Raw genomic sequence first — 21806 nt, 5'->3', positions numbered from 1 at the left:
TCTACCAACTGAGCTAATCACCCACTCTGTACTGCCGGAACTGCTTTAAGTGGTGGGTCGTGCAGGATTCGAACCTGCGACCAATTGATTAAAAGTCAACTGCTCTACCAACTGAGCTAACGACCCACTTTTACGCTGCTTTCACGTTGTTTGATATCCCGTGGCAACGGCGGCATATATTACTGATTTAAGAATTCTGCGCAACAAAAATTTCGATGAAGATCACTTAACTGCTTAGTAATCATGCTGCACGACCAGAAATAACGCGATTTCTGGTCATGCGATAATCATCCCATCGAACTTAGACGTTTTTGCGCCTGTTTGGCCCCTTCCGTGCCCGGGAATTTTGCAACCACCTGCTGATAAACCGCTTTGGCTTTCGCAGTGTCACCTTTGTCCTGCATGATCACGCCGACCTTAAACATCGCATCAGGCGCTTTTGGCGATTTCGGGTAATTTTTCACCACAGAAGCGAAATAAAACGCCGCATCGTCTTTTTTACCCTTGTTGTAATTCAACTGACCCAGCCAGTAATTTGCGTTTGGCTGGTAAGTGGAATCCGGGTACTTCTTAACGAAGTTCTGAAACGCAACGATAGCATCATCCTGGCGCGATTTATCCTGTACCAGTGCAATGGCCGCGTTGTAATCCGTGTTCGCGTCACCGCTCTGCACAGGCGCCCCTGTCGCAGCAGAGGCATCGGCTGAAGGCGCTGGCGCGTTTGTGGCCGCTCCGCTTTGATCGCCCGCTGCTGGTTGCGCTGCTGCCCCCCCGCTGCTCAGGCTATCAATCTGCAGCAAGATCTGCTTTTGACGTTCCACAACCTGGTTAAGCTGATACTGGCTCTCCTGAATCTGACCACGGAGGGAGTCGATATCAGTTTGGTTATCGGAAAGTTGTTGCTGGAGTTGGGTTAAAAGCTGACTGTGAGCGTTAGAGATACGCTCGAGTTGAGTGACCCGGTCTTCCACCGAGCCTGAGCCGACACTACTGATTGGTGCCTGAGCAAAAGCGACCCAGGGGGCCGCTATTCCAACCAGTAACGACAGACTCAACAGATGATGTCTGAAGTTACTGCTCATGCAATTCTCTTAGTAAACCAGTACGGCACGACGGTTTTTGGCGTACGCCGCTTCGTCATGACCCAGTACTGCAGGTTTTTCTTTACCGTAAGAAACGATGGAGATCTGGTCAGCAGAAACGCCTTTACCCTGCAGGTACATTTTAACAGCGTTAGCACGACGTTCACCCAGGGAGATGTTGTACTCTGGAGTACCACGTTCGTCCGCGTGACCTTCTACGGTGACTTTGTAAGACGGGTTGCTACGCAGGAAGTTAGCGTGAGCATCCAGCATCGCAGCGAAGTCAGAACGGATGTCGTATTTATCCAGATCGAAGTAAACGATGTTGTTCTGCTGCAGCTGCTGCATCTGAAGACGCGCTTGCTCTTCAGAGGACATGTTGCCATTGCCGTTCGCGTCCATACCGGTGCCGGCACCCATCATGCCTTCGCCGCTCTGGTCATTGCTGGCGTTCTTGTTAGAAGAACACGCTGCGATTGCCATTACAGGCAGAGCGATCATCAGCCCCTTCAGCACTTTGTTCAGTTGCATTTCTATGATTCCTTTAGTAATCAATTAATTATTATTTACAGATACGGCGACCAGGCAGGGGATTTTACCTGTCCATCAGTTGCCGGAATACGCGCTTTGAAACGCCCATCTGTAGAAACCAGATTCAGCACAGATCCCATCCCCTGAGAAGAGCTGTAGATTACCATAGTGCCGTTAGGTGCCAGACTTGGCGTTTCATCCAGGAACGTTGACGACAGAACTTGGACGCCACCCGCTACCAGATCTTGTTTGGCAATGTGCTGCTGCCCACCGTTGGAGCTGACCATTACCATAAATTTACCGTCGCTGCTCACATCTGCGTTCTGGTTCTGAGAGCCTTCCCAGGTGATACGCTGCGGAGCACCGCCGTTGATGTTCACTTTATAGATTTGTGGACGGCCTGCCTGGTCAGAGGTAAACGCCAGGTTCTGGCTGTCCGGGAACCATGATGGTTCCGTGTTGTTGCTGCGACCATCCGTCACCTGACGGATCTGACCAGAACCAATGTCCATCACGTACAGGTTCAGGCTACCGGTTTTGGACAGCGCAAAGGCCAGCTTAGAGCCGTCCGGCGAGAACGAAGGCGCACCGTTGTGACGTGGGAACGACGCCACCTGACGAACAGCACCGTTAGCCAGCGTCTGGATAACCAGCGCAGAACGACCGCTTTCGAAGGTCACGTAGGCCAGTTTAGATCCGTCCGGAGACCAGGCTGGAGACATCAGCGGCTGAGAAGAGCGTTTCACCAGGAACTGGTTGTAACCGTCGTAGTCAGAGACGCGCAGCTCATACGGGAACTGGCCGCCGTTGGTCTGTACCACATAGGCGATACGGGTACGGAACGCACCTTTAATACCGGTCAGTTTTTCGAATACCGCATCGCTGGCAGCGTGAGCCGCATAGCGCAGGTACTGTTTAGTGACCTTGTAAGAGTTCTGAGCCAGAACGGTACCCGGTGCACCGCCGGTATCCACCAGCTGCCAGGCCACGTTGTAAGAGCCGTCCGGGTTAGGGGTAACCTGACCCACAACCACGGCATCAATGCCCAGTGCAGACCACGCGGCAGGCTGAACTTCCTGCGCGCTACCCGGCTGCTGAGGCAGACGAGAACGATCTAACGGGTTGAATTTACCGCTGTTACGCAGGTCAGCAGCCACGATGCCGCCGGCATCTTCAGGCGCCGCACCAGGGCCAGCCCACTGGAATGGAACTACACCGATTGGGCGTGCCGAGTCCACCCCCTGGGTGATCTCGATACGTACTTCTGCGTGCAGTACAGCTGCCCACAGCATTAAGAAACTAAATGCTACACGTAATGCCTGCTTCATCATATCTCCCTTATCTGGGTAACCTTACCCACGATAATTTAGCAGAATGTTAACAAACCCAAATAGACAAAACTACTAAACCCTGGTTACGACAATAGACTGTTTTCCATACTTCCGTAAGGAGAGTCGATTACAGCTTAAAGTCCAGTTTGGCATCTTTTATCTTTTCATAAACAGCCTCACTAGGCGGTTTAGGAATGTTCGCCGATCTTGCTGCGGCCAATGCTGCCTGACAAAGCGCAGGATCGCCCCCTTCAGACGTCACATTTTTCAACCGGCCGTCTGGCGCAAGGTTGATATGCAGCACGCACTGTTTACCCTGATAAAGGCCTGCATCAAACAGGCGACTCTGAATAGCCACCTGAATCTGCTTAGCGTAAGCGCTGATATCCGCCCCCGTCGCACCACCGTTGGCACCCGAAGTACCGCTGTCTTTAGACGGCTGACCACTCCCTTTCGCCCCACCGCCTGTTTTCGGCGCATTCTTACCGGAACTGAGATCGCCCAGCAGATCGTCAACGCCCGCAGCGGCCGCGGCTTTCTCTGCAGCAGCCTTTTTCGCTGCAGCTTTTTCAGCAGCCGCTTTTTTATCGGCAGCAGCCTTCTCAGCTGCAGCTTTTTTGTCGGCAGCCGCTTTCTCGGCGGCAGCTTTCTTCTCCGCAGCCGCTTTTTCAGCAGCGGCGGCTTTTTCTGCGGCAGCTTTCTCGGCAGCAGCGGCTTTCTTCGCAGCCTCGGCAGCCGCTTTCTTCTCGGCTTCCTGAGCCGCTTTTTTCGCAGCTTCGGCTTCCGCTTTCTTCTGAGCATCAGCAGCGGCTTTTTTCGCGGCTTCTGCTTCCGCTTTCTTCTGAGCATCAGCGGCGGCTTTCTTCGCGGCTTCCGCTTCCGCTTTCTTCTGGGCGTCGGCAGCGGCTTTCTTCGCCGCTTCTGCCGCTAATTTCGCCTGGGCATCAGCCTGTGCTTTGGCATCCGCTGCGGCTTTCGCTGCCGCCTCTTCCGCCTGCTTTTGCTGTTCCTGGGCTTTCTTCGCGGCCTCTTCGGCTTGCTTCTGCTGTTCTGCCTGCTCTTTCGCGGCTTCCTGCGCCTGCAAACGTTCTTTCTCAAGCTGCTTCAGACGTTCCTGCTCGGCGGCCTGCTTTTCACGCAGTTCCTCCGCTTGCTGTTGCGCCTGTTTTTCTCGCTGCTCTTCAGCCCGTTTTGCACTCGCCTGCTGCTGTTGCTGACGGTTATAGTTCTGCACGACCGCACCGGGATCCACCATGACGGCGTCGATAGAAGAACCGCCACCGCCGCCCGCTGATGCATCAATATGCTCGTCGAACGAACTCCAGATCAGCCCTGCAAAAAGGATCACATGCAGCACTGCGGAGACGATTATCGCTCGCTTAAGCTTGTCGTTCTGTTCGGTTGCCTTTGACACTATCGGTTCCCAAAAACTACGCGGATGATCAAATAGGCTGAGTCATTAAGCCGACAGACTTAACACCCGCACTATGTAGCAAGTTCAGCGCTTTAATAATTTCATCGTAAGGCACGTCTTTCGCACCACCGATTAAGAAGACCGTTTTCGGATTTGACTCCAGGCGTCGTTGCGCTTCAGCAATCACCTGCTCCGGCGGTAGCTGATCCATACGATCTTTCTCTACCACGACGCTGTATTGCCCTACGCCGGAAACCTCAATGATGACCGGAGGATCGTCATTGGTGCTTACCGCCTGTGATTCTGTCGCATCCGGCAGATCAACTTCCACGCTCTGGGTAATGATGGGCGCTGTCGCCATAAAGATCAGCAGCAACACCAGCAGTACGTCCAGCAGCGGAACGATATTGATTTCGGACTTGAGCTCGCGACGACCTCGTCCACGCGATCTGGCCATGGTTTACCCCTTGTTGCTCTCGGTGCTGGTAAACGCCTGACGGTGCAGAATCGCGGTGAACTCTTCCATGAAGTTGTCGTAGTTCAGTTCCAGTTTATTCACGCGCTGGTTCAGACGGTTGTAAGCCATAACCGCCGGGATTGCCGCAAACAGACCGATAGCGGTTGCAATCAGTGCTTCTGCAATACCCGGTGCAACCATCTGCAACGTCGCCTGCTTCACTGCGCCCAGCGCGATAAAGGCGTGCATGATCCCCCACACCGTACCAAACAGGCCGATATACGGGCTGATGGAACCCACCGTTCCCAGGAAAGGAATGTGCGTTTCAAGATTTTCCAGCTCGCGGTTCATGGAGATACGCATCGCACGCGAGGCTCCTTCCACCACCGCTTCAGGCGCGTGGCTGTTCGCACGGTGCAGACGGGCAAACTCTTTGAATCCGCTGTAGAAAATTTGTTCGGAGCCAGCGAGACTGTCGCGACGACCCTGACTTTCCTGATACAGACGGGACAGTTCGATACCCGACCAGAACTTATCTTCAAACGCTTCCGCTTCACGGCCAGCCGCATTGAGAATACGCGTTCTCTGGATGATGATGGCCCAGGATGCGATTGAAAAACCAATCAAAATCAGCATGATAAGTTTAACCAGAAGGCTTGCCTTCAGGAACAAATCAAGGATATTCATGTCAGTCACTGCTTAAACTCCGCGACAATAGACTTAGGAAGCGCACGAGGCTTCATTATGGTTGGATCAACACAGACAATCAGTACTTCAGCTGAGTTCAGTACGGTGTTCTCTGCATTGACTATCCGCTGCGTGAAAACCAGCGAGGTTCCGCGCATTGATGTAATTTCAGTTTGGACTTCGAGCATATCGTCGAGTCTGGCAGGCGCAAAATACTCAAGCGTCATCTTGCGTACCACAAAGGCAACTCGCTCAGCCAACAGTACCTGTTGACTAAAGTGATGATGGCGCAGCATCTCTGTGCGTGCCCGTTCATAAAAAGCAACGTAGCTGGCGTGGTAAACCACACCACCGGCATCGGTATCTTCGTAATAGACACGAACCGGCCATCGAAACAGCGTTGTATTCACTTTACATCCCGGTAATGCAACAAAAGTTTATGCTTTAAACTTCGCTACTATACGCGCGGGAATGATGGTTTGGAATGGGAGAAAGTAAACGGAGAGTAAATTTTTATGGGCTCGGGTAAGCCCATATGGTTAACGGACATTTCTTATTCAGAAGAAGAAGAAAATCAATCCAGCAAGCAGCACGATATCGGCGATAAGCGGGCAGAAAATGCCCTGCCAGTGAATCGCTTTCGGACGAAAGCCTACGCCGTGGATCACACCTGCGCACACCGCCCACATAATGAGAAAGCCGTGCCAGATCTCAAGCTCGCTGGTCTTCGCTGCAAAACGCGAAGGGTCCCAGAAGATACACCCTGCCAGCAGTAATGCCATCACTAAAGAAAGCGCCCGTAACGGGCGCTTATCCATTACCGCATATAACGTTGCGATAATCTTCATTAGTGTTTTTCTTCACCCGCTTTGGTCGCTTCAACGTGCTCAAGCGCCAGGGCAGTGATGACACCAAAAGCACAGGCAAGAAGCGTCCCTAAAATCCATGCGAAATACCACATATTCAGCTCCTTACTTAGTACATAGAGTGGGTGTTGCTTTCGATATGTTCTTTAGTGATACGACCGAACATTTTCCAGTAACACCAGATGGTGTAGGCCAGAACAATCGGAACGAACACGCAAGCAACATAAGTCATTAAGTTCAGCGTCATATGACTGGAGGTTGCATCCCACATGGTCAGGCTAGCATTCAGCATGGTGCTGGATGGCATTACGAATGGGAACATAGCGATACCTGCAGTCAGGATGATGCACGCCAGCGTCAGTGATGAGAACACGAACGCCAGAGCGCCTTTTTCCAGACGAGACGTCAGAACCGTCAGCAGCGGCAGCAACACACCCAACGCCGGAATAGCCCACAGCACAGGCATCGCGTTGAAGTTCACCAGCCATGCACCGGCCTCACGCGCCACTTCTTTGGTCAGCGGGTTAGACGGCGCGACGTGGTTAATGGCAGACGTCACCACGTAACCATCAATACCGTAGACCACCCAAACACCTGCCAGCGCGAAGCAGACCAGCGTGATCAGGGCAGCAACCTGAGCCGTTGCACGAGAACGCAGATGCAGCTCACCAACAGTACGCATCTGCAGATAGGTTGCGCCCTGGGTGATGATCATCGCCACACTGACTACGCCTGCCAGCAGACCAAACGGATTCAGCAGCTGGAAGAAGTTACCGGTGTAGTAAAGACGCATGTACTCGTCCATGTGGAACGGTACACCCTGCAGCAGGTTACCGAATGCCACACCAATCACCAGCGGTGGAACGAAGCTACCAATGAAGATGCCCCAGTCCCACATGTTACGCCAGCGGGTGTCTTCAATCTTGGAACGGTAGTCGAAACCTACCGGACGGAAGAATAAAGACGCCAGAACCAGAATCATCGCCACGTAGAAACCGGAGAACGCAGCCGCGTAAACCATCGGCCAGGCAGCAAACAGCGCGCCGCCTGCGGTGATCAGCCACACCTGGTTACCGTCCCAGTGCGGGGCGATGGAGTTGATCATGATTCGACGCTCGGTGTCATTACGACCGAGGAAACGGGTGAGCATCCCCACCCCCATGTCGAAACCATCCGTGACAGCAAAACCGATCAGCAGAACACCGATCAACAGCCACCAGATAAAACGCAATACTTCATAATCGATCATTTGATGACTCCTGTCTTAGCGTGCCGGCTGAGTAGTCACACCGGACTGCTCGTAGTGATAGCGACCGGTTTTCAGGCTGCTTGGGCCAAGGCGCGCGAACTTGAACATCAGGAACAGTTCAGCCACCAGGAACAGGGTGTAGAGACCACAGATCAGCAGCATTGAGAAGATCAGATCGCCTGCTGTCAGCGAGGAGTTGGCCACCGCCGTTGGCAGCACCTCACCAATCGCCCATGGCTGACGTCCATACTCCGCAACAAACCAGCCGGACTCAATTGCGATCCACGGCAGCGGGATAGCATACAACGCCGTACGCAGCAGCCATTTTTTCTCGCCGATGCGGTTACGAATCACAGACCAGAAGGACGCCGCAATGATCAGCAGCATGATGATGCCGCAGCCTACCATGATACGGAATGCAAAGTAGAGTGGCGCTACGCGTGGAATAGAGTCTTTGGTTGCCATCTGGATCTGCGCTTCCGTCGCGTCGGAGACGTTCGGGGTATAGCGTTTCAGCAGCAGACCGTAGCCCAGATCTTTCTTCACGTCGTTGAACTGGTCACGAACGGCCTGGTCGGTAGAACCGGCACGCAGCTGTTCCAGCAGAGCGTAGGCTTTCATACCGTTACGGATACGGCCTTCGTGCTGCTCCATCAGCTCTTTCAGACCCGTCACCTGTTTGTCAACAGAACGGGTGGCGATGATACCCAGCGCATAAGGAATTTGAATGGCGAAGCGGTTTTCCTGGGCGTCCTGGTCCGGAATACCGAACAGGGTAAAGGCAGCCGGGGCCGGTTGGGTTTCCCATTCAGCTTCGATTGCGGCGAGCTTGGTTTTCTGTACGTCACCCATTTCATAACCGGATTCATCACCCAGCACGATAACGGAGAGGATGGCAGCCATACCGAAGCTTGCAGCGATAGCAAAGGAACGTTTAGCGAAGGCGAAGTCACGACCACGCAGCATATAGTAGGAGCTGATGCCCAGAATGAACATCGCGCCGCACACATAGCCAGAGGCCACGGTGTGGACGAATTTAACCTGAGCAACCGGGTTCAGGACCAGCTCGGCAAAGCTGACCATCTCCATACGCATGGTTTCGAAGTTGAAATCAGACGCAATCGGGTTCTGCATCCAGCCGTTTGCCACCAGGATCCACAGCGCGGACAGGTTAGACCCTAATGCCACCAGCCAGGTCACCGCCATATGCTGGACTTTGCCCAGACGGTCCCAGCCGAAGAAGAACAGACCTACAAAGGTGGATTCGAGGAAGAAGGCCATCAGACCTTCAATGGCCAGCGGCGCACCGAAGATATCCCCTACATAGTGGGAATAATATGACCAGTTAGTCCCGAACTGGAACTCCATGGTCAAACCGGTAGCCACGCCCAGTGCAAAGTTGATACCAAACAACTTGCCCCAGAACTTGGTCATATCTTTATAAATCTGTTTGCCGGACAGAACGTATACCGTTTCCATGATGGCCAGCAGGAACGCCATACCGAGCGTCAGCGGCACAAACAGGAAGTGGTACATCGCGGTCAAGGCAAACTGTAAGCGCGACAGTTCGACTACGTCTAACATTATGACTCCTTGCTCATCGCATGAAGACTCCGAGAGTGAACCCCAGGAAAAGGATCCACACGCATGCCCCAATACAAAGTTATCTGCTCCCCTTCTTCGTTGCCTATTCTCTACAGAATGAAAAAGCAGTGATGAAAGGTTACAAATACGTTAATAAAAAACTCAAATTGGTCCCGCAAATATAATACGCTGCAAAACCCTTACAATAAACAGGTTTTTATTGAATCATATTTACGTTTTTCGACGGCGATCAATTTATAGCAAAATTACCACTTTTCGACCATTTTGATCGGGGACAATTTAGCGCTTTTAAGCACCTTTTTCCAAGGATTAAACTTTGATTTAAATCAAAAACAACGGCCGATGTTAACTATGTTTAAACGCGGTAAGAATGGTAAAAACCATGTTAACGATATGTGCATACAAAGCTGTGATTGGTTATCGAAGAAGGGAAAAAATATAAACAGAAGTGATTTTAATTAACGCAAAAGAAAAACACCTTTTCGACGCGGGGCAATCCTTGAAGCGTAGTCGGGCCAGGTTATTTTTCCAGAGTTTGACTGCAACCCTTCGAAATTACATTTAATTTACTTTTCGCGCTCTATAAGTTAACACCGTAGCGTGACTATTTAATGAAAAAAGGCTGCACTTGGCAGCCTTTTATCGTTTTTCAGGCAAGAAGAATGCTAAAGGTTCGTGACTGCCCCGGTCTGAACGTGCCGGTAATCCCCTGCTCTTCACGATCATCCAGTAACCGTTCATTCAGGTCCGTTTCGCCGCACCGTTTCAACGCCGGGTTAACGGATAACGTCGTCTCGCAGACGCTGGACTCCGAAGGGTTGAACAGGCGAAGAATAAGTTCATCCCGATCTTCCGCTTTTTTGAGCACGCTGAGCACGCATCCCGTCGGGGAAAGCGCCAGCAGACTGTAACTTTCCGGCGTGGTGAACGACGCACGGTTTAATTTCATCGCATCCCAGGGGATCTTGTTATAGCACTGCACCGGCGTTAACCACGCCTTAGCCTGCTGCGCGACGCCCGTGCTTTCAGGGGTGCCACTGAAACTGAACAGGCTAAAACGGCAGGTTAACGGACCACGCATCTGGGAATCCGGGACGGGCATCTTAATCCCCGAAGGTCTGCCAGGGCGCAACAGCAAATCTTCTTTTCCGAGTAACCCCACGCCGCGCAGCAGAGTCAGCGCAAAGGCTTTTTTGGTATCGCCCACCACTTCAAATTCACGTAATCCTTCTGTGAACAGCGCAAGCCCGTTTCGCTTTTCCTGCAGCACGGCATAGTTGAGCAAATTCCAGACAGGAACGGGCGCTTCTTTCCAGCCCTCTTCCTGCCAGCGTTGCATCGCAGCGTCCTGCACGGGGCGAGTAATGGTGCCAAACTGTGTATCCGCGAGCACGTGCTGAGTCGTAAACGGTGTGGGGATCAGCACCCGAACGCGGTGGTCATCCGCCTGGTTATCCAGACGCACCGCCACATCAATACGTCTGCTGTTGTGGCTTAGCGTAATGTCAAATGCCACCTCAAGAGAACCCTTTCGCTGACGTGCAGCGCGTTCAGAGAGGTTTGCCGGTACAGCAATACGGTGGCGGATCACCGCCCTGCTCTGCCAGGCTTCGTGTATGACGTCAACCTGATGCTCGCCCTGTGCCGAAGTGAGCCTCCACTCCTCCCGTGAAGGCGAGTAGTCGTACTCATCACCATCATCCGAACTCTCTTCAATCTCCAGTACCCGGTCGTAAATCAGGCCGGTTTCTTTGTCGCACAGACGCAGCGTACCGTCGTCGTTTATATCAATCTGCCAGAAGGCGTTTTCCAGTAAGGCACCGGTGTTTTGCGCCGGAGAGAGCACCTTTCCGGCTACGTGCGGTTCTATAAACAGCGTACGGTAGCCCATCGACGGCAGGATCTGGCTGAGCTGGATATCAAACTCCATAAACGGTTCGTAGTTACCGTAATGGACAATCTGCCGGTCAATGATACCAGGGTCGAGTTCGCGCGCGCTGCGAATGAAATACGGGATCTCGTTGCCTTTCTCATCACGCAGACGAAACTGGCTGGCGCGCAGCCGAATCGTGGTGTTCATCACCTCTTCACGCGGCCAGGGCATCAGGTTGAACATCACCAGCTTATCGGCGTCGGATTGCGGCATGTTGTCGACAATCTTGCGCATATAGAAGCGCACCAGGTTGTCTGCCATATCCTCCGCCAGCTCAAAGCGGGAGACAATCTCGCGATGCACCTTATCGCTGCAGCAGCAGCCGATGCTGTCGTGGGCGTGATTCTTGAGGATCTCTTTCCACATTTTCTCCAGCAGACCGTGGTGATAGTCGAAGCCGAGAGTCCAGGCAAGCGTCGCCAGCGGCTCAAGCACGTTGACGATTTTATTCTCGATACGCGCATGGGCGATTTTAATGTCCATGCGCGTGGAGCCGATTGTCCGGTGCACACGCATGTATTTCCCGTCGATAAACTCCCCTTTCAGCGTCGCCAGTTCATAGCGCCGCGCCTCAATATGATCAAACACCTCCTCGAAGCGGCTCATCACAAACTGACGTTGCGGATAGATTTCACGAAGCTTCTCCATCACCGCAAAAAGGTTCTGCTGCAGCGGCATCTGGTCGTGTCCGTTGGGCAGCAAAATCTCTTTGGTGACAGAGGCGTTTTCCAGGACCTCGAAATAACTGTCGAGCCGTTTTCGTAGCCCGGCCTCATCCTCAGGTAAGTACTTACCAATCGCATAGCCCAGCGGCAGCACCTGTGCCGTCACTTCACTGCCGTCCTGGCTCTGCCAGAGAAATTCGGTTTTATCGGTACCGTGTCGTTCAGAACAGCCGCGCCAGAACATCGTGCGGGTAATGCCAAAGCCGTTATAAATATGCGGAAGCTGGCCTGACATCCCAAACGAATCCGGCAGATAACCGATCATCATCGGCTCGCCGAACGCCATACAGTCGCGAATACCGTACATCAGGTTGCGGACAATCGACTCGCCGCTGACGATCGTGGTATCGGTCTGGGTATACCACGGGCCGATAATCAGTTTTCCGCGCTCGACAAGCACCTTCACCCGCGAGCGATTTTCGGGCTTGACGGCAAAGTAATCCTCCAGCACTGCCGTCTGTCCGTCGAGAACGTAATATTTATAGGCCTCGTCCTGCTCCAGACGGGTCAGGATCTCTTCCATATTATTGACCAGAAGAATACGCGACTCTTCGGTGGTGAAGTACCACTCACGGTCCCAGTGCATATGCGGCGTGATATGAACGCGAGATACAGCTTTCATCTTCGTTTCCTGTGTTGTGCGTTTTACGGTATGGCGTCTTCAGTGATGTATTTGCCCGTTTTGACCGCCTGACGTCGCCAGAGCAGCAGAATAAATGTGGAGATAGCGGTCCCCAGCAGCGCCGCGCCAAACCAGCCTGCCGCTGCAACCACACCGCTCAGCCCTGCATCATGAAGTAAAAAGAGCGAGAAAATGCCTGCGCCCGGCGTGGACAGGCCGATCCCCATCGCGCCAACAATCGCCCCTGTCACCATGGAGCCCAGCACAAATGAGCCAATGACGCGGAGGGGATCTTCAATCGCCATCGGTATCGCCCCTTCGGTAATGCCCGCGAGGCCAAGCAGCCACGTTGATTTGCCGGTTTCAATTTCAAACGGTTTAAACAATCTCGGCGCCAGCATCGTTGACGCCGTTACGGTAAAGGCCGAGACCATCTTGACGGAGGCGAAAATCGCATAGGGGCCATACACCCCGTTGGCCATCGCCCCGAGGCAGAACGCGTAGGAGGCTTTGTTGACCGGCCCGCCCAAATCGAACGAACACATAAAGCCAAGGATCGCGCCCAGGAGCAGCGCATTCGCGCCTGAAAGACCATTAAGCCAGGCGGTGAGCGCGTTGTTTATCCAGGCCACCGGTTCGCCGATCACAAACAGCATCAGGCTGCCCGCGCCCAGTACGCCAATAACCGGATAAAGATAAAAGGTTAAGAAGCCGTTGAAGCGGCTACTCAGACGAATGTGATTTTTCACCCAGCGCATCAGGTATCCCGCAATCAGCCCGCCTGCGATGGCACCCAGAAAACCGGAACCAATCATATTGGCAGCCAGACCGGCAGCGAAACCCGGCGTCAGCGCCGGTTTATCCGCCAGTGAATAAGCGGTATACGCCGCCAGAACGGGAACCATCAGCATGCCAAGCATGCCGCCGCCAAGCTTGCGGTACATCCACAGCCACGAATTTTCCTGATCGAATAAGTGCTGCAGCCCCAGGATTTGCGCCAGCAATACCGACACGGCCAGCACCGTACCACCGGCGACAATCAACGGCACCGCAAAGGAGATGCCGCTCAGGAGCGCCTGCTTGAGCTCGGTTTTGACACTCTTTTTTGTTTCAGTATCGACGGGCGCATGCCGCGCAGCGTCGGCAGGCTTTAACGCCAGCGCGCGTTCTATTAACGCTTCAGCATGGCATAGTGGTTCCGCAACGGGTACGGAAACGGTGGGGATCCCCGCAAAGCGTTCACTCTCTTTGATCGCCACTTCTGCGGCAAAGATACATGCTCTGGCCTCCTGCAGTTGCTGCGAGGTGAGGCGTCCCTCAATACCGTTCGCCCCCTGCTTTTCCACCACCACGTTGACGCCCATCCTGCGTCCCGCTTTTTCCAGGTACTCCGCCGCCATATAGGTGTGGGCAATCCCGGCCGGGCAGGCGGTAACGCAGACAATAGTCGGGGCACTCTCCTGGATGGCGTCGGCCTGCTCCCCGGGTGCGGCGTCCAGCGCGCTCAGCACACCTTCTGCCGTGGTCGCCGCCATTACGCGGGCCCTGAGATCGTCATCCGCCAGGCGAGACGTGAGCGCCGTTAACACCGCAATATGCGTTGATCCGGCTTCCGCCGGAGGGATCGCGAGCAGGAAAATGAGCATGACCTCTTCCGGCCCGTCCACCCCTTCCCATTCCAGCGGCTCGCACAGCGTTGCGACGGCAAATGCCGCCTCTTTTACCGTGGCCGATTTGCCATGGGGGACAGCCAGCCCCTCACCCAGCGCGGTTGGGCCAAGCGATTCCCGTTGAAAAACGTCCACCAGAAAAGCCTCGGCGTCAGTGATTTTGCCCAGCGCCTCCAGCCGCATCGCGAGCTGACGTATTGCCTCATCACGGCGGGTAAACTGCGCCTGAACGCAGACAGCACGCGGATCGGTCAGGGTCGTCAGGTTCATAGAGATCCTCACAGTTGCATCGTTATAGTCTGCGAAGGATTGTGGCAGAGCGGATAATACATTTATGTGATCATTTTCACTAACATCAACATTTGTATTTAAGTTGTATTATTTACAAATCATTAGTTGAATGCATAATTCTCAGAAAAGGTATTAATCAGGCGCGATAAAATGGGCAACAAACCGCGATACCGGCAGATAGCGGATGTCTTCCGCGAAAAAATTAACGCCGGAGAATTAAAACCGGGTGACGCGCTACCAACGGAATCCAGCCTTCAGGAGGCGTTTAGCGTCAGCCGCGTCACCGTCCGGCAGGCCCTGAAACTGCTTGCCGACGAACAGATCATCGAAAGCATCCAGGGCAGTGGTTCCTATGTAAAAGAGGAGCGGGTCAATTACGACATTTACCAGCTCAACGGCTTTTACGAAAAACTGGCAGATCGCAACGTTGATACGCACAGCGACGTTAAAATTTTTGAAGTGGTAAAAGCCGATACAAGACTCGCGGCTACGCTGGCAATTGGCGAGGATGATAAGGTCTGGCACGTCAAGCGCGTACGCTTCATCAAGCAGAAGCCGGTAAACCTGGAAGAAACCTGGATGCCGCTGGCGATGTTCCCCGACCTCACCTGGGAAGTGATGGAAAAGTCGAAATACCACTACGTTGAACAGATCAAAAAGCTGGTCATCGATCGCAGTGAACAGGAGCTGGTGCCGGTCATGCCCTCAGAAGAGGCGATTGCCGCGCTGGCGCTCGATCCGGCAAAACCGATCCTGGAAAAAGTCTCCCGCGGTTTCCTGAAAGATGGCCGGGTTTTCGAATACAGCCGCAACGTGTTCAATACCGACGATTACAAATTCACCCTCGTGGCGAAACGCAGGCAATAAAAAAGGCCGCTTTACAGCGGCCAACCATGTCGAAACGGACATTTTTTATTTCAACGCGCCCCTTTCAGGGCGCAGAGAGGACTTACTTAATGATGGATTTCAGTGCTTCGCCGATATCCGCCAGGCTACGAACGGTCTTCACGCCTGCAGCTTCCAGCGCTGCGAATTTCTCATCAGCCGTACCTTTACCACCGGCGATAATCGCGCCTGCGTGACCCATACGCTTACCTTTCGGCGCGGTCACACCCGCGATGTAACCGACTACTGGCTTGGTTACGTGTTCTTTGATGTAAGCAGCCGCTTCTTCTTCCGCGCTACCACCGATCTCACCGATCATGACGATCGCTTCGGTCTGTGGATCTTCCTGGAACAGCTTCAGGATGTCGATGAAGTTAGAGCCTGGGATTGGGTCACCGCCGATGCCCACACAGGTGGACTGGCCGAAGCCGTAGTCGGTGGTCTGCTTAACTGCTTCATAGGTCAGCGTACCGGAACGGGAAACGATACCCACTTTGCCCGGCTTGTGAATGTGACCTGGCATGATGCCGATTTTGCATTCGCCTGGGGTGATCACGCCCGGGCAGTTCGGGCCGATCATGCGCACGCCCGCTTCGTCCAGCTTCACTTTCACGGTCAGCATATCCAGCGTCGGGATACCTTCAGTGATGGTGATGATCAGTTTGATGCCTGCGTCGATCGCTTCCAGAATGGAGTCTTTGCAGAACGGTGCCGGAACGTAGATAACGGTCGCGGTTGCGCCCGTCGCTTCTACGGCTTCACGCACGGTGTTGAACACCGGCAGGCCCAGGTGTGTGGTGCCACCTTTACCTGGTGTTACACCGCCAACCATCTGCGTACCGTAGGCAATCGCCTGCTCGGAGTGGAAAGTCCCCTGGCTACCGGTGAAGCCCTGGCAGATAACCTTGGTATCTTTATTGATTAAAACTGACATTATTTCCCCTCCACTGCGGCAACAACCTGCTGAGCTGCATCCGTCAGACTTTTCGCTGCAATAATATTCAGGCCGCTGTCAGCCAGTTTTTTCGCGCCGAGTTCAGCGTTGTTACCTTCAAGACGCACAACAACCGGAACGTTAACGCCCACTTCTTCTACCGCGCCGATGATGCCGTCTGCGATCAGGTCGCAACGTACGATACCGCCGAAGATGTTCACCAGAACGGCTTTCACGTTGTCGTCAGAGAGAATGATTTTGAACGCTTCGGTTACGCGCTCTTTGGTTGCGCCACCGCCTACGTCGAGGAAGTTCGCTGGCTCGCCGCCGTGCAGCTTAACGATGTCCATGGTGCCCATCGCCAGGCCCGCACCGTTAACCATGCAGCCGATGTTGCCATCCAGCGCCACGTAGTTCAGTTCCCACTGAGCAGCCTGTGCTTCACGCGGGTCTTCCTGAGACTGGTCACGCATTTCGCGCAGATCCGGCTGGCGGAACAGGGCATTGCCGTCAGCACCCAGTTTGCCATCGAGGCAGATCAGATCGCCCTGAGTGGTGATCACCAGCGGGTTGATCTCGATCAGCGCCAGATCGCGCTCCAGGAAGATGGTCGCCAGACCCATGAAGATCTTGGTGAACTGCTGAACCAGCTTGCCTTCCAGACCCAGTTTGAACGCCAGCTCACGGCCCTGGTAAGGCATTGGACCTGCCAGTGGATCGATAGCCACTTTATGGATCAGGTGTGGCGTCTCTTCTGCCACTTTTTCGATTTCCACGCCGCCTTCGGTAGACGCCATGAACACCACGCGACGCGAGCTACGGTCTACCACCGCGCCCAGATACAGCTCTTTCGCGATGTCGGTTGCCGCTTCAACCAGGATCTGGTTGACTGGCTGGCCGTTCGCATCTGTCTGGTAAGTGACCAGACGCTTGCCGAGCCAATGTTCAGCAAATGCACGAATTTCTTCTTTGCTCTTAACAACCTTCACACCGCCCGCTTTACCACGGCCACCAGCGTGAACCTGACATTTAACTACCCACGGGCCGGAACCGATTTTAGATGCGGCTTCTTCTGCTTCACGCGGGGTAGTACAGGCATAACCCACCGGAGCCGGTAAGCCATACCGGGCAAACAGCTGTTTGGCCTGATATTCATGTAAGTTCATGTGTTCTATCCATCCTTCAGGGTAATCGTTATCTTCAAACCTGCAGGCCGGTGCAAGGCGTATCCGGCCTACAGGGCAGGTGATGCTAAAAGGGACTAGACGTCCAGCAGCAGACGCGTTGGATCTTCCAGCAGCTCTTTAATCGCTACCAGGAAGCCCACGGACTCGCGGCCGTCGATCAGACGGTGATCGTAAGAGAGCGCCAGATACATCATTGGCAGGATCTCCACTTTACCGTCTACCGCCATCGGACGATCTTTAATGGCGTGCATACCCAGGATCGCGCTCTGCGGCGGGTTGATGATCGGGGTAGACATCAGCGAGCCAAACACGCCGCCGTTGGTAATGGTGAAGTTACCGCCGGTCAGGTCGTCTACGGTCAGCTTGCCGTCGCGGCCTTTCACGGCCAGCTCTTTAATATTTTTCTCGATGTCGGCCATACCCAGGGTATCCACATCACGCAGAACCGGAGTCACCAGACCACGTGGCGTAGACACCGCCATGCTGACGTCGAAATAGTTGTGGTAAACCACGTCATCACCATCGATGGACGCGTTCACTTCCGGGTAGCGTTTCAGCGCTTCAACAACCGCTTTCACGTAGAAGGACATAAAGCCCAGACGGATACCGTGACGTTTTTCAAACGCGTCACCGTACTGCTTACGCAGGTCCATGATTGGCTTCATGTTCACTTCGTTGAAGGTGGTCAGCATCGCGGTGGAGTTTTTCGCTTCCAGCAGACGCTCTGCCACACGCTTACGCAGGCGAGTCATTGGCACACGTTTTTCACTGCGCGCACCCAGAGCAGGCTGTGCTGCTGGGGCTGCCACAGGGGCTTTCGCTTCTGCCTGAGCAGGCGCTTTCGCCAGGTGTTTGTCGATGTCTTCACGGGTCAGACGACCGCCTACACCGGTACCTTTGATGGCTGCCGGGTCAAGGCTGTGTTCAGCCAGCAGGCGACGGATCGCCGGGCTGAGCGCGTCGTTGGTCTGTTCTTCCAGAGATGCCTGCTGGCGCTGAGCCGGCGTAGAGGCTTTCTCTTCAGACTTCGCGCTGGACTCTTTGCCCGCGCTGTTGCCTTCACGCAGGCGACCCAGGATCTGGCGAGAGGTTACGGTGGTGCCTTCGTCTTCCAGCACCGCGTCCAGAACGCCATCCGCCGAAGCCGGTACTTCCAGTACCACTTTGTCAGTTTCGATTTCTACCAGCACTTCATCGCGCTTAACGGCATCGCCTGGTTTTTTATGCCAGGTAGCGACGGTCGCATCTGCTACAGATTCAGGCAGGTCGGGAACAAGAATATCTACGCTACTCATTATGTATCCTTTAATTAATCGACGTTCAGCGCGTCATTGACCAGATCTTGTTGCTGCTTCTGGTGAACGGACATATACCCTACCGCCGGAGAGGCGGAGGCCGGGCGACCTGCATAACGCAGGGCAGACCCAAATGGAATCACTTCACGGAAATGATGCTGGCTGCAGTACCATGCGCCCTGGTTGAGCGGCTCTTCCTGGCACCAGACAAAATCATGCACGTGAGCGTACGGTTTCAGCGCTTCCTGCACCGCCTGGTGCGGGAATGGATAAAGCTGTTCGATACGCACGATGGCGACATCTTTCTGATCGTTCTTACGGCGCTGTTCCAGCAGATCGTAATAAACCTTACCAGAACACATCACCACACGCTTCACAGCCTGCGGATCCAGTTCATCAATCTCACCGATGGCAGGCAGGAAGGTGCCATTCGCCAGCTCATCCAGGCTGGACACCGCCAGTGGGTGACGCAGCAGGGATTTTGGTGACATGACCACCAGCGGACGGCGCATACCGCGCAGCGCCTGACGACGCAGCATGTGGTAAACCTGAGCCGGGGTGGACGGTACGCAAACCTGCATATTCTGCTCAGCGCAGAGCTGCAGATAACGTTCCAGGCGCGCGGAGGAGTGCTCAGGACCCTGGCCTTCATAACCATGTGGCAGGAGCATCACCAGGCCACACATACGGCCCCATTTCTGTTCGCCAGAAGAGATGAACTGGTCGATAACCACCTGAGCACCGTTGGCGAAGTCACCGAACTGCGCTTCCCAGATGGTCAGCGTACGCGGCTCTGCGGTAGCGTAACCGTATTCGAAGGCCAGCACCGCTTCTTCAGAGAGCACGGAGTCCCAGACCTTGAACTGGCCCTGACCGTTGTGCACGTGCTGCAGCGGGGTGTAGGTTGAACCGTTAGACTGGTTGTGAACTACCGCGTGACGGTGGAAGAAGGTGCCACGGCCCGCATCTTCACCGGACAGACGAACAGGAATACCTTCGTCAACCAGCGTCGCGTAAGCCAGCGTTTCTGCACCGCCCCAGTCGAACAGCTTCTCACCTGCCGCCATAGACTGACGGTCGGCATAAATTTTTGCCACGCGAGACTGCATCTCGATGGCGTCTGGCACGGTGCTGATGCGTTTAGCCAGCTCCTGCAGGCGCTTCATCTCGACCTTGTTCGGGTAACTCTCATCCCACTCGTGGTTGAGATACGGCGACCAGGTAAAGGAGTGCATGTTCATCGGACGCAGCTCTTTCACCACGCACTCACCCGCATCCAGCGCGTCGCGGTAGAGGTTGACCATTTCGGTCGCATCTTCCAGCGTCGCCACTTTTTCGCTTTCCAGCTTGTCAGCGTAGATTTTGCGCGGCGTCGGGTGTTTTTTGATTTTCTGGTACATCAACGGCTGGGTTGCACTTGGCTCGTCGGCTTCGTTGTGGCCGTGACGGCGGTAGCAGAACAGGTCGATGAACACATCGCGTTTGAAGGTGTTACGGAAGTCCAGCGCCAGACGGGTCACGAAGGCGACCGCTTCCGGGTCATCCGCGTTAACGTGGAAGATTGGCGCCTGTACCATCTTGCCGATGTCGGTGCAGTAAGGGGTTGAACGCGCATCCAGTGGGTTAGACGTTGTGAAGCCCACCTGGTTGTTGATGACGATACGAACGGTACCGCCCACTTCATAACCACGCGCTTTGGACATGTTCAGGGTTTCCTGAACCACGCCCTGCCCTGTGACCGCCGCATCACCGTGAATAGTAATTGGCAGCACTTTGTTGCTGCTTGGCTCGTCCAGACGATCCAGACGCGCACGCACGGAACCGATAACTACCGGGCTGACGATCTCCAGATGCGACGGGTTAAACGCCAGCGCCAGGTGAACCAGACCGCCTTCGGTTTCGATATCAGACGAGAAGCCCATGTGGTACTTCACGTCACCGGTGCCGAGATGTTCTTTATGTTTGCCCGCGAATTCGTCGAACAGGTCCTGCGGTTTTTTACCCAGCACGTTGACCAGCACGTTCAGACGACCACGGTGCGCCATGCCCAGTACCACTTCACGGGTACCGCTCTTGCCTGCATGACGAATCAGCTCTTTCAGCATTGGCACTAACGCATCGCCGCCTTCCAGCGAGAAGCGTTTTGCGCCCGGGAACTTCGCGCCCAGATAGCGCTCAAGCCCTTCCGCTGCGGTCAGTTCGTTCAGGAAGCGTTTTTTCTCGTCAGCCGAGAAGGTCGCGTGGCCCGCTACGGATTCGATACGCTGCTGGATCCAGCGTTTCTCTTCGGTAGAAGTGATATGCATGTATTCCGCGCCGATGGAGCCGCAGTAGGTTTGCTTGAGGGCGTCGATCAGATCGCCCAGCTTCATCGTGTCTTTACCGATGGCAAAAGAACCTACGTTAAAGCTTTCCTGGAAATCGGCCTCGGTCAGATCGTGATACGCCGGATCGAGATCCGCCACACGGTCTTGTTTCCACAGTCCCAGCGGATCGAGATTCGCATGCTGGTGACCGCGGAAGCGATAAGCGTTAATAAGCTGCAGGACTTTAACCTGCTTCGCGTTGGTGTCAGGGTCGGAAATCGCAGAAGAGTAACGTGAGGCATCCTTCGCCAGACGACGGAAATAATCACGTGTTTTGGAATGGAATTGATCCGGTTTGACTCCCGTGCCAGGCAACTGCTGGAACATGGAACGCCAGTTTGCGTCCACTGAGTCAGGATCGGTTAAGAAGTCTTCATAGAGCTGTTCTATCCAGCTCTGGTTGGCACCAGAGAGGTAAGAAGAGTCCAGCCAGGCTTTCATTGCGCCGTTCTGCATCGTGATCCCTTAAGCATTTTTATGCTTACTTTCGCCGTAGAAACTACCACGCACACCGCGTGTACGTGCCGGGGTTCACCTGCGAGCTCTTTTCATTTGGCCCGCGAAGGAACCTTTAGAAACTGTCTAGACTTCAGGGCAGTTTTTAAAGGTTTCTGCAATCTATCCCCTCTCCCTTTGGGAGAGGGTTAGGGTGAGGGGGAACAGCGCCCCCTCTCAC

At 54.3% G+C, this 21806-nt stretch carries 18 protein-coding genes and 1 tRNA gene; 1 reads left to right on the top strand and 18 read right to left on the bottom strand.

From position 1 onward, the window contains the following. Positions 1-50: 50 nt before the first annotated feature. From AK59_RS0118705 to mngA, 14 genes are all read right to left on the bottom strand, one after another. A tRNA-Lys gene (locus tag AK59_RS0118705) sits at positions 51-126 on the bottom strand. A 161-nt stretch (positions 127-287) separates the two neighbouring features. Continuing rightward, on the bottom strand, positions 288-1082 hold the full coding sequence (gene cpoB / locus AK59_RS0118700; RefSeq protein ID WP_032618669.1) for a cell division protein CpoB: 795 nt from the start codon (positions 1080-1082) through the stop codon (positions 288-290). A 9-nt stretch (positions 1083-1091) separates the two neighbouring features. Then, the gene (gene pal, locus AK59_RS0118695) at positions 1092-1613 is read right to left on the bottom strand and encodes a peptidoglycan-associated lipoprotein Pal (RefSeq protein WP_006177214.1); all 522 of its coding nucleotides are present in this window, start codon (positions 1611-1613) and stop codon (positions 1092-1094) included. Positions 1614-1648: 35 nt separating this feature from the next. Further along, entirely contained in the window at positions 1649-2941 is a 1293-nt protein-coding gene (tolB, locus tag AK59_RS0118690; protein WP_013097529.1) for a Tol-Pal system beta propeller repeat protein TolB, read from the bottom strand. A gap of 130 nt (positions 2942-3071) precedes the next feature. Then, positions 3072-4358, bottom strand: a complete 1287-nt coding sequence (tolA, locus tag AK59_RS0118685; RefSeq protein WP_029883497.1) for a cell envelope integrity protein TolA — start codon at positions 4356-4358, stop codon at positions 3072-3074. Between the two features lie 28 nt (positions 4359-4386). Next, entirely contained in the window at positions 4387-4815 is a 429-nt protein-coding gene (gene tolR / locus AK59_RS0118680; RefSeq protein WP_003858589.1) for a colicin uptake protein TolR, read from the bottom strand. Between the two features lie 3 nt (positions 4816-4818). Continuing rightward, the gene (tolQ, locus tag AK59_RS0118675) at positions 4819-5511 is read right to left on the bottom strand and encodes a Tol-Pal system protein TolQ (RefSeq protein WP_013097532.1); all 693 of its coding nucleotides are present in this window, start codon (positions 5509-5511) and stop codon (positions 4819-4821) included. Then, positions 5508-5912, bottom strand: a complete 405-nt coding sequence (gene ybgC, locus AK59_RS0118670) for a tol-pal system-associated acyl-CoA thioesterase (protein ID WP_003858593.1) — start codon at positions 5910-5912, stop codon at positions 5508-5510. Before ybgC ends, tolQ begins: the two co-directional genes overlap by 4 nt. Positions 5913-6059: 147 nt before the next feature. Beyond that, entirely contained in the window at positions 6060-6350 is a 291-nt protein-coding gene (gene ybgE / locus AK59_RS0118665) for a cyd operon protein YbgE (RefSeq protein WP_013097534.1), read from the bottom strand. Beyond that, positions 6350-6463 (bottom strand): cytochrome bd-I oxidase subunit CydX, encoded by a 114-nt coding sequence (gene cydX / locus AK59_RS01000000123850; RefSeq protein WP_003858598.1) that lies wholly within the window; start codon positions 6461-6463, stop codon positions 6350-6352. The genes ybgE and cydX overlap by 1 nt, the downstream gene beginning before the upstream one ends. A 14-nt stretch (positions 6464-6477) precedes the next feature. Beyond that, positions 6478-7617 carry a cytochrome d ubiquinol oxidase subunit II gene (gene cydB / locus AK59_RS0118655; RefSeq protein ID WP_013097535.1) on the bottom strand — a complete coding sequence of 380 codons (1140 nt, stop codon included), beginning with the start codon at positions 7615-7617 and terminating at the stop codon, positions 6478-6480. 15 nt (positions 7618-7632) lie between these two features. Beyond that, on the bottom strand, positions 7633-9201 hold the full coding sequence (gene cydA / locus AK59_RS0118650; protein WP_013097536.1) for a cytochrome ubiquinol oxidase subunit I: 1569 nt from the start codon (positions 9199-9201) through the stop codon (positions 7633-7635). Positions 9202-9871: 670 nt separating this feature from the next. Further along, on the bottom strand, positions 9872-12502 hold the full coding sequence (gene mngB, locus AK59_RS0118645) for a mannosylglycerate hydrolase (protein WP_029883496.1): 2631 nt from the start codon (positions 12500-12502) through the stop codon (positions 9872-9874). Positions 12503-12525: 23 nt separating this feature from the next. Next, positions 12526-14442 (bottom strand): PTS 2-O-a-mannosyl-D-glycerate transporter subunit IIABC, encoded by a 1917-nt coding sequence (mngA, locus tag AK59_RS0118640; RefSeq protein ID WP_029883495.1) that lies wholly within the window; start codon positions 14440-14442, stop codon positions 12526-12528. A gap of 171 nt (positions 14443-14613) precedes the next feature. On the opposite strand from mngA, the gene AK59_RS0118635 reads away from it, so the two are divergent. Beyond that, entirely contained in the window at positions 14614-15330 is a 717-nt protein-coding gene (locus AK59_RS0118635) for a GntR family transcriptional regulator (protein ID WP_029883494.1), read from the top strand. An 82-nt stretch (positions 15331-15412) separates the two neighbouring features. Here AK59_RS0118635 and sucD read toward each other — a convergent pair whose 3' ends face one another. From sucD to sucA, 4 genes are all read right to left on the bottom strand, one after another. Continuing rightward, entirely contained in the window at positions 15413-16282 is an 870-nt protein-coding gene (gene sucD / locus AK59_RS0118630) for a succinate--CoA ligase subunit alpha (protein ID WP_008501094.1), read from the bottom strand. Further along, positions 16282-17448: an ADP-forming succinate--CoA ligase subunit beta gene (gene sucC, locus AK59_RS0118625; protein ID WP_006809579.1), complete on the bottom strand. Its 1167-nt coding sequence runs from the start codon at positions 17446-17448 to the stop codon at positions 16282-16284. Before sucC ends, sucD begins: the two co-directional genes overlap by 1 nt. 95 nt (positions 17449-17543) lie before the next feature. Beyond that, entirely contained in the window at positions 17544-18764 is a 1221-nt protein-coding gene (gene odhB, locus AK59_RS0118620) for a 2-oxoglutarate dehydrogenase complex dihydrolipoyllysine-residue succinyltransferase (protein ID WP_013097540.1), read from the bottom strand. Between the two features lie 14 nt (positions 18765-18778). Continuing rightward, the gene (gene sucA, locus AK59_RS0118615; protein ID WP_023622290.1) at positions 18779-21586 is read right to left on the bottom strand and encodes a 2-oxoglutarate dehydrogenase E1 component; all 2808 of its coding nucleotides are present in this window, start codon (positions 21584-21586) and stop codon (positions 18779-18781) included. Positions 21587-21806: the final 220 nt, after the last annotated feature.

It is taken from the genome of Enterobacter sp. T1-1, assembly GCF_000710795.1.
Lineage (GTDB): Bacteria > Pseudomonadota > Gammaproteobacteria > Enterobacterales > Enterobacteriaceae > Enterobacter > Enterobacter cloacae.
Note: the sequence above shows the minus strand (reverse complement) of the source record. Positions and strands in the feature narration are given on the sequence as shown.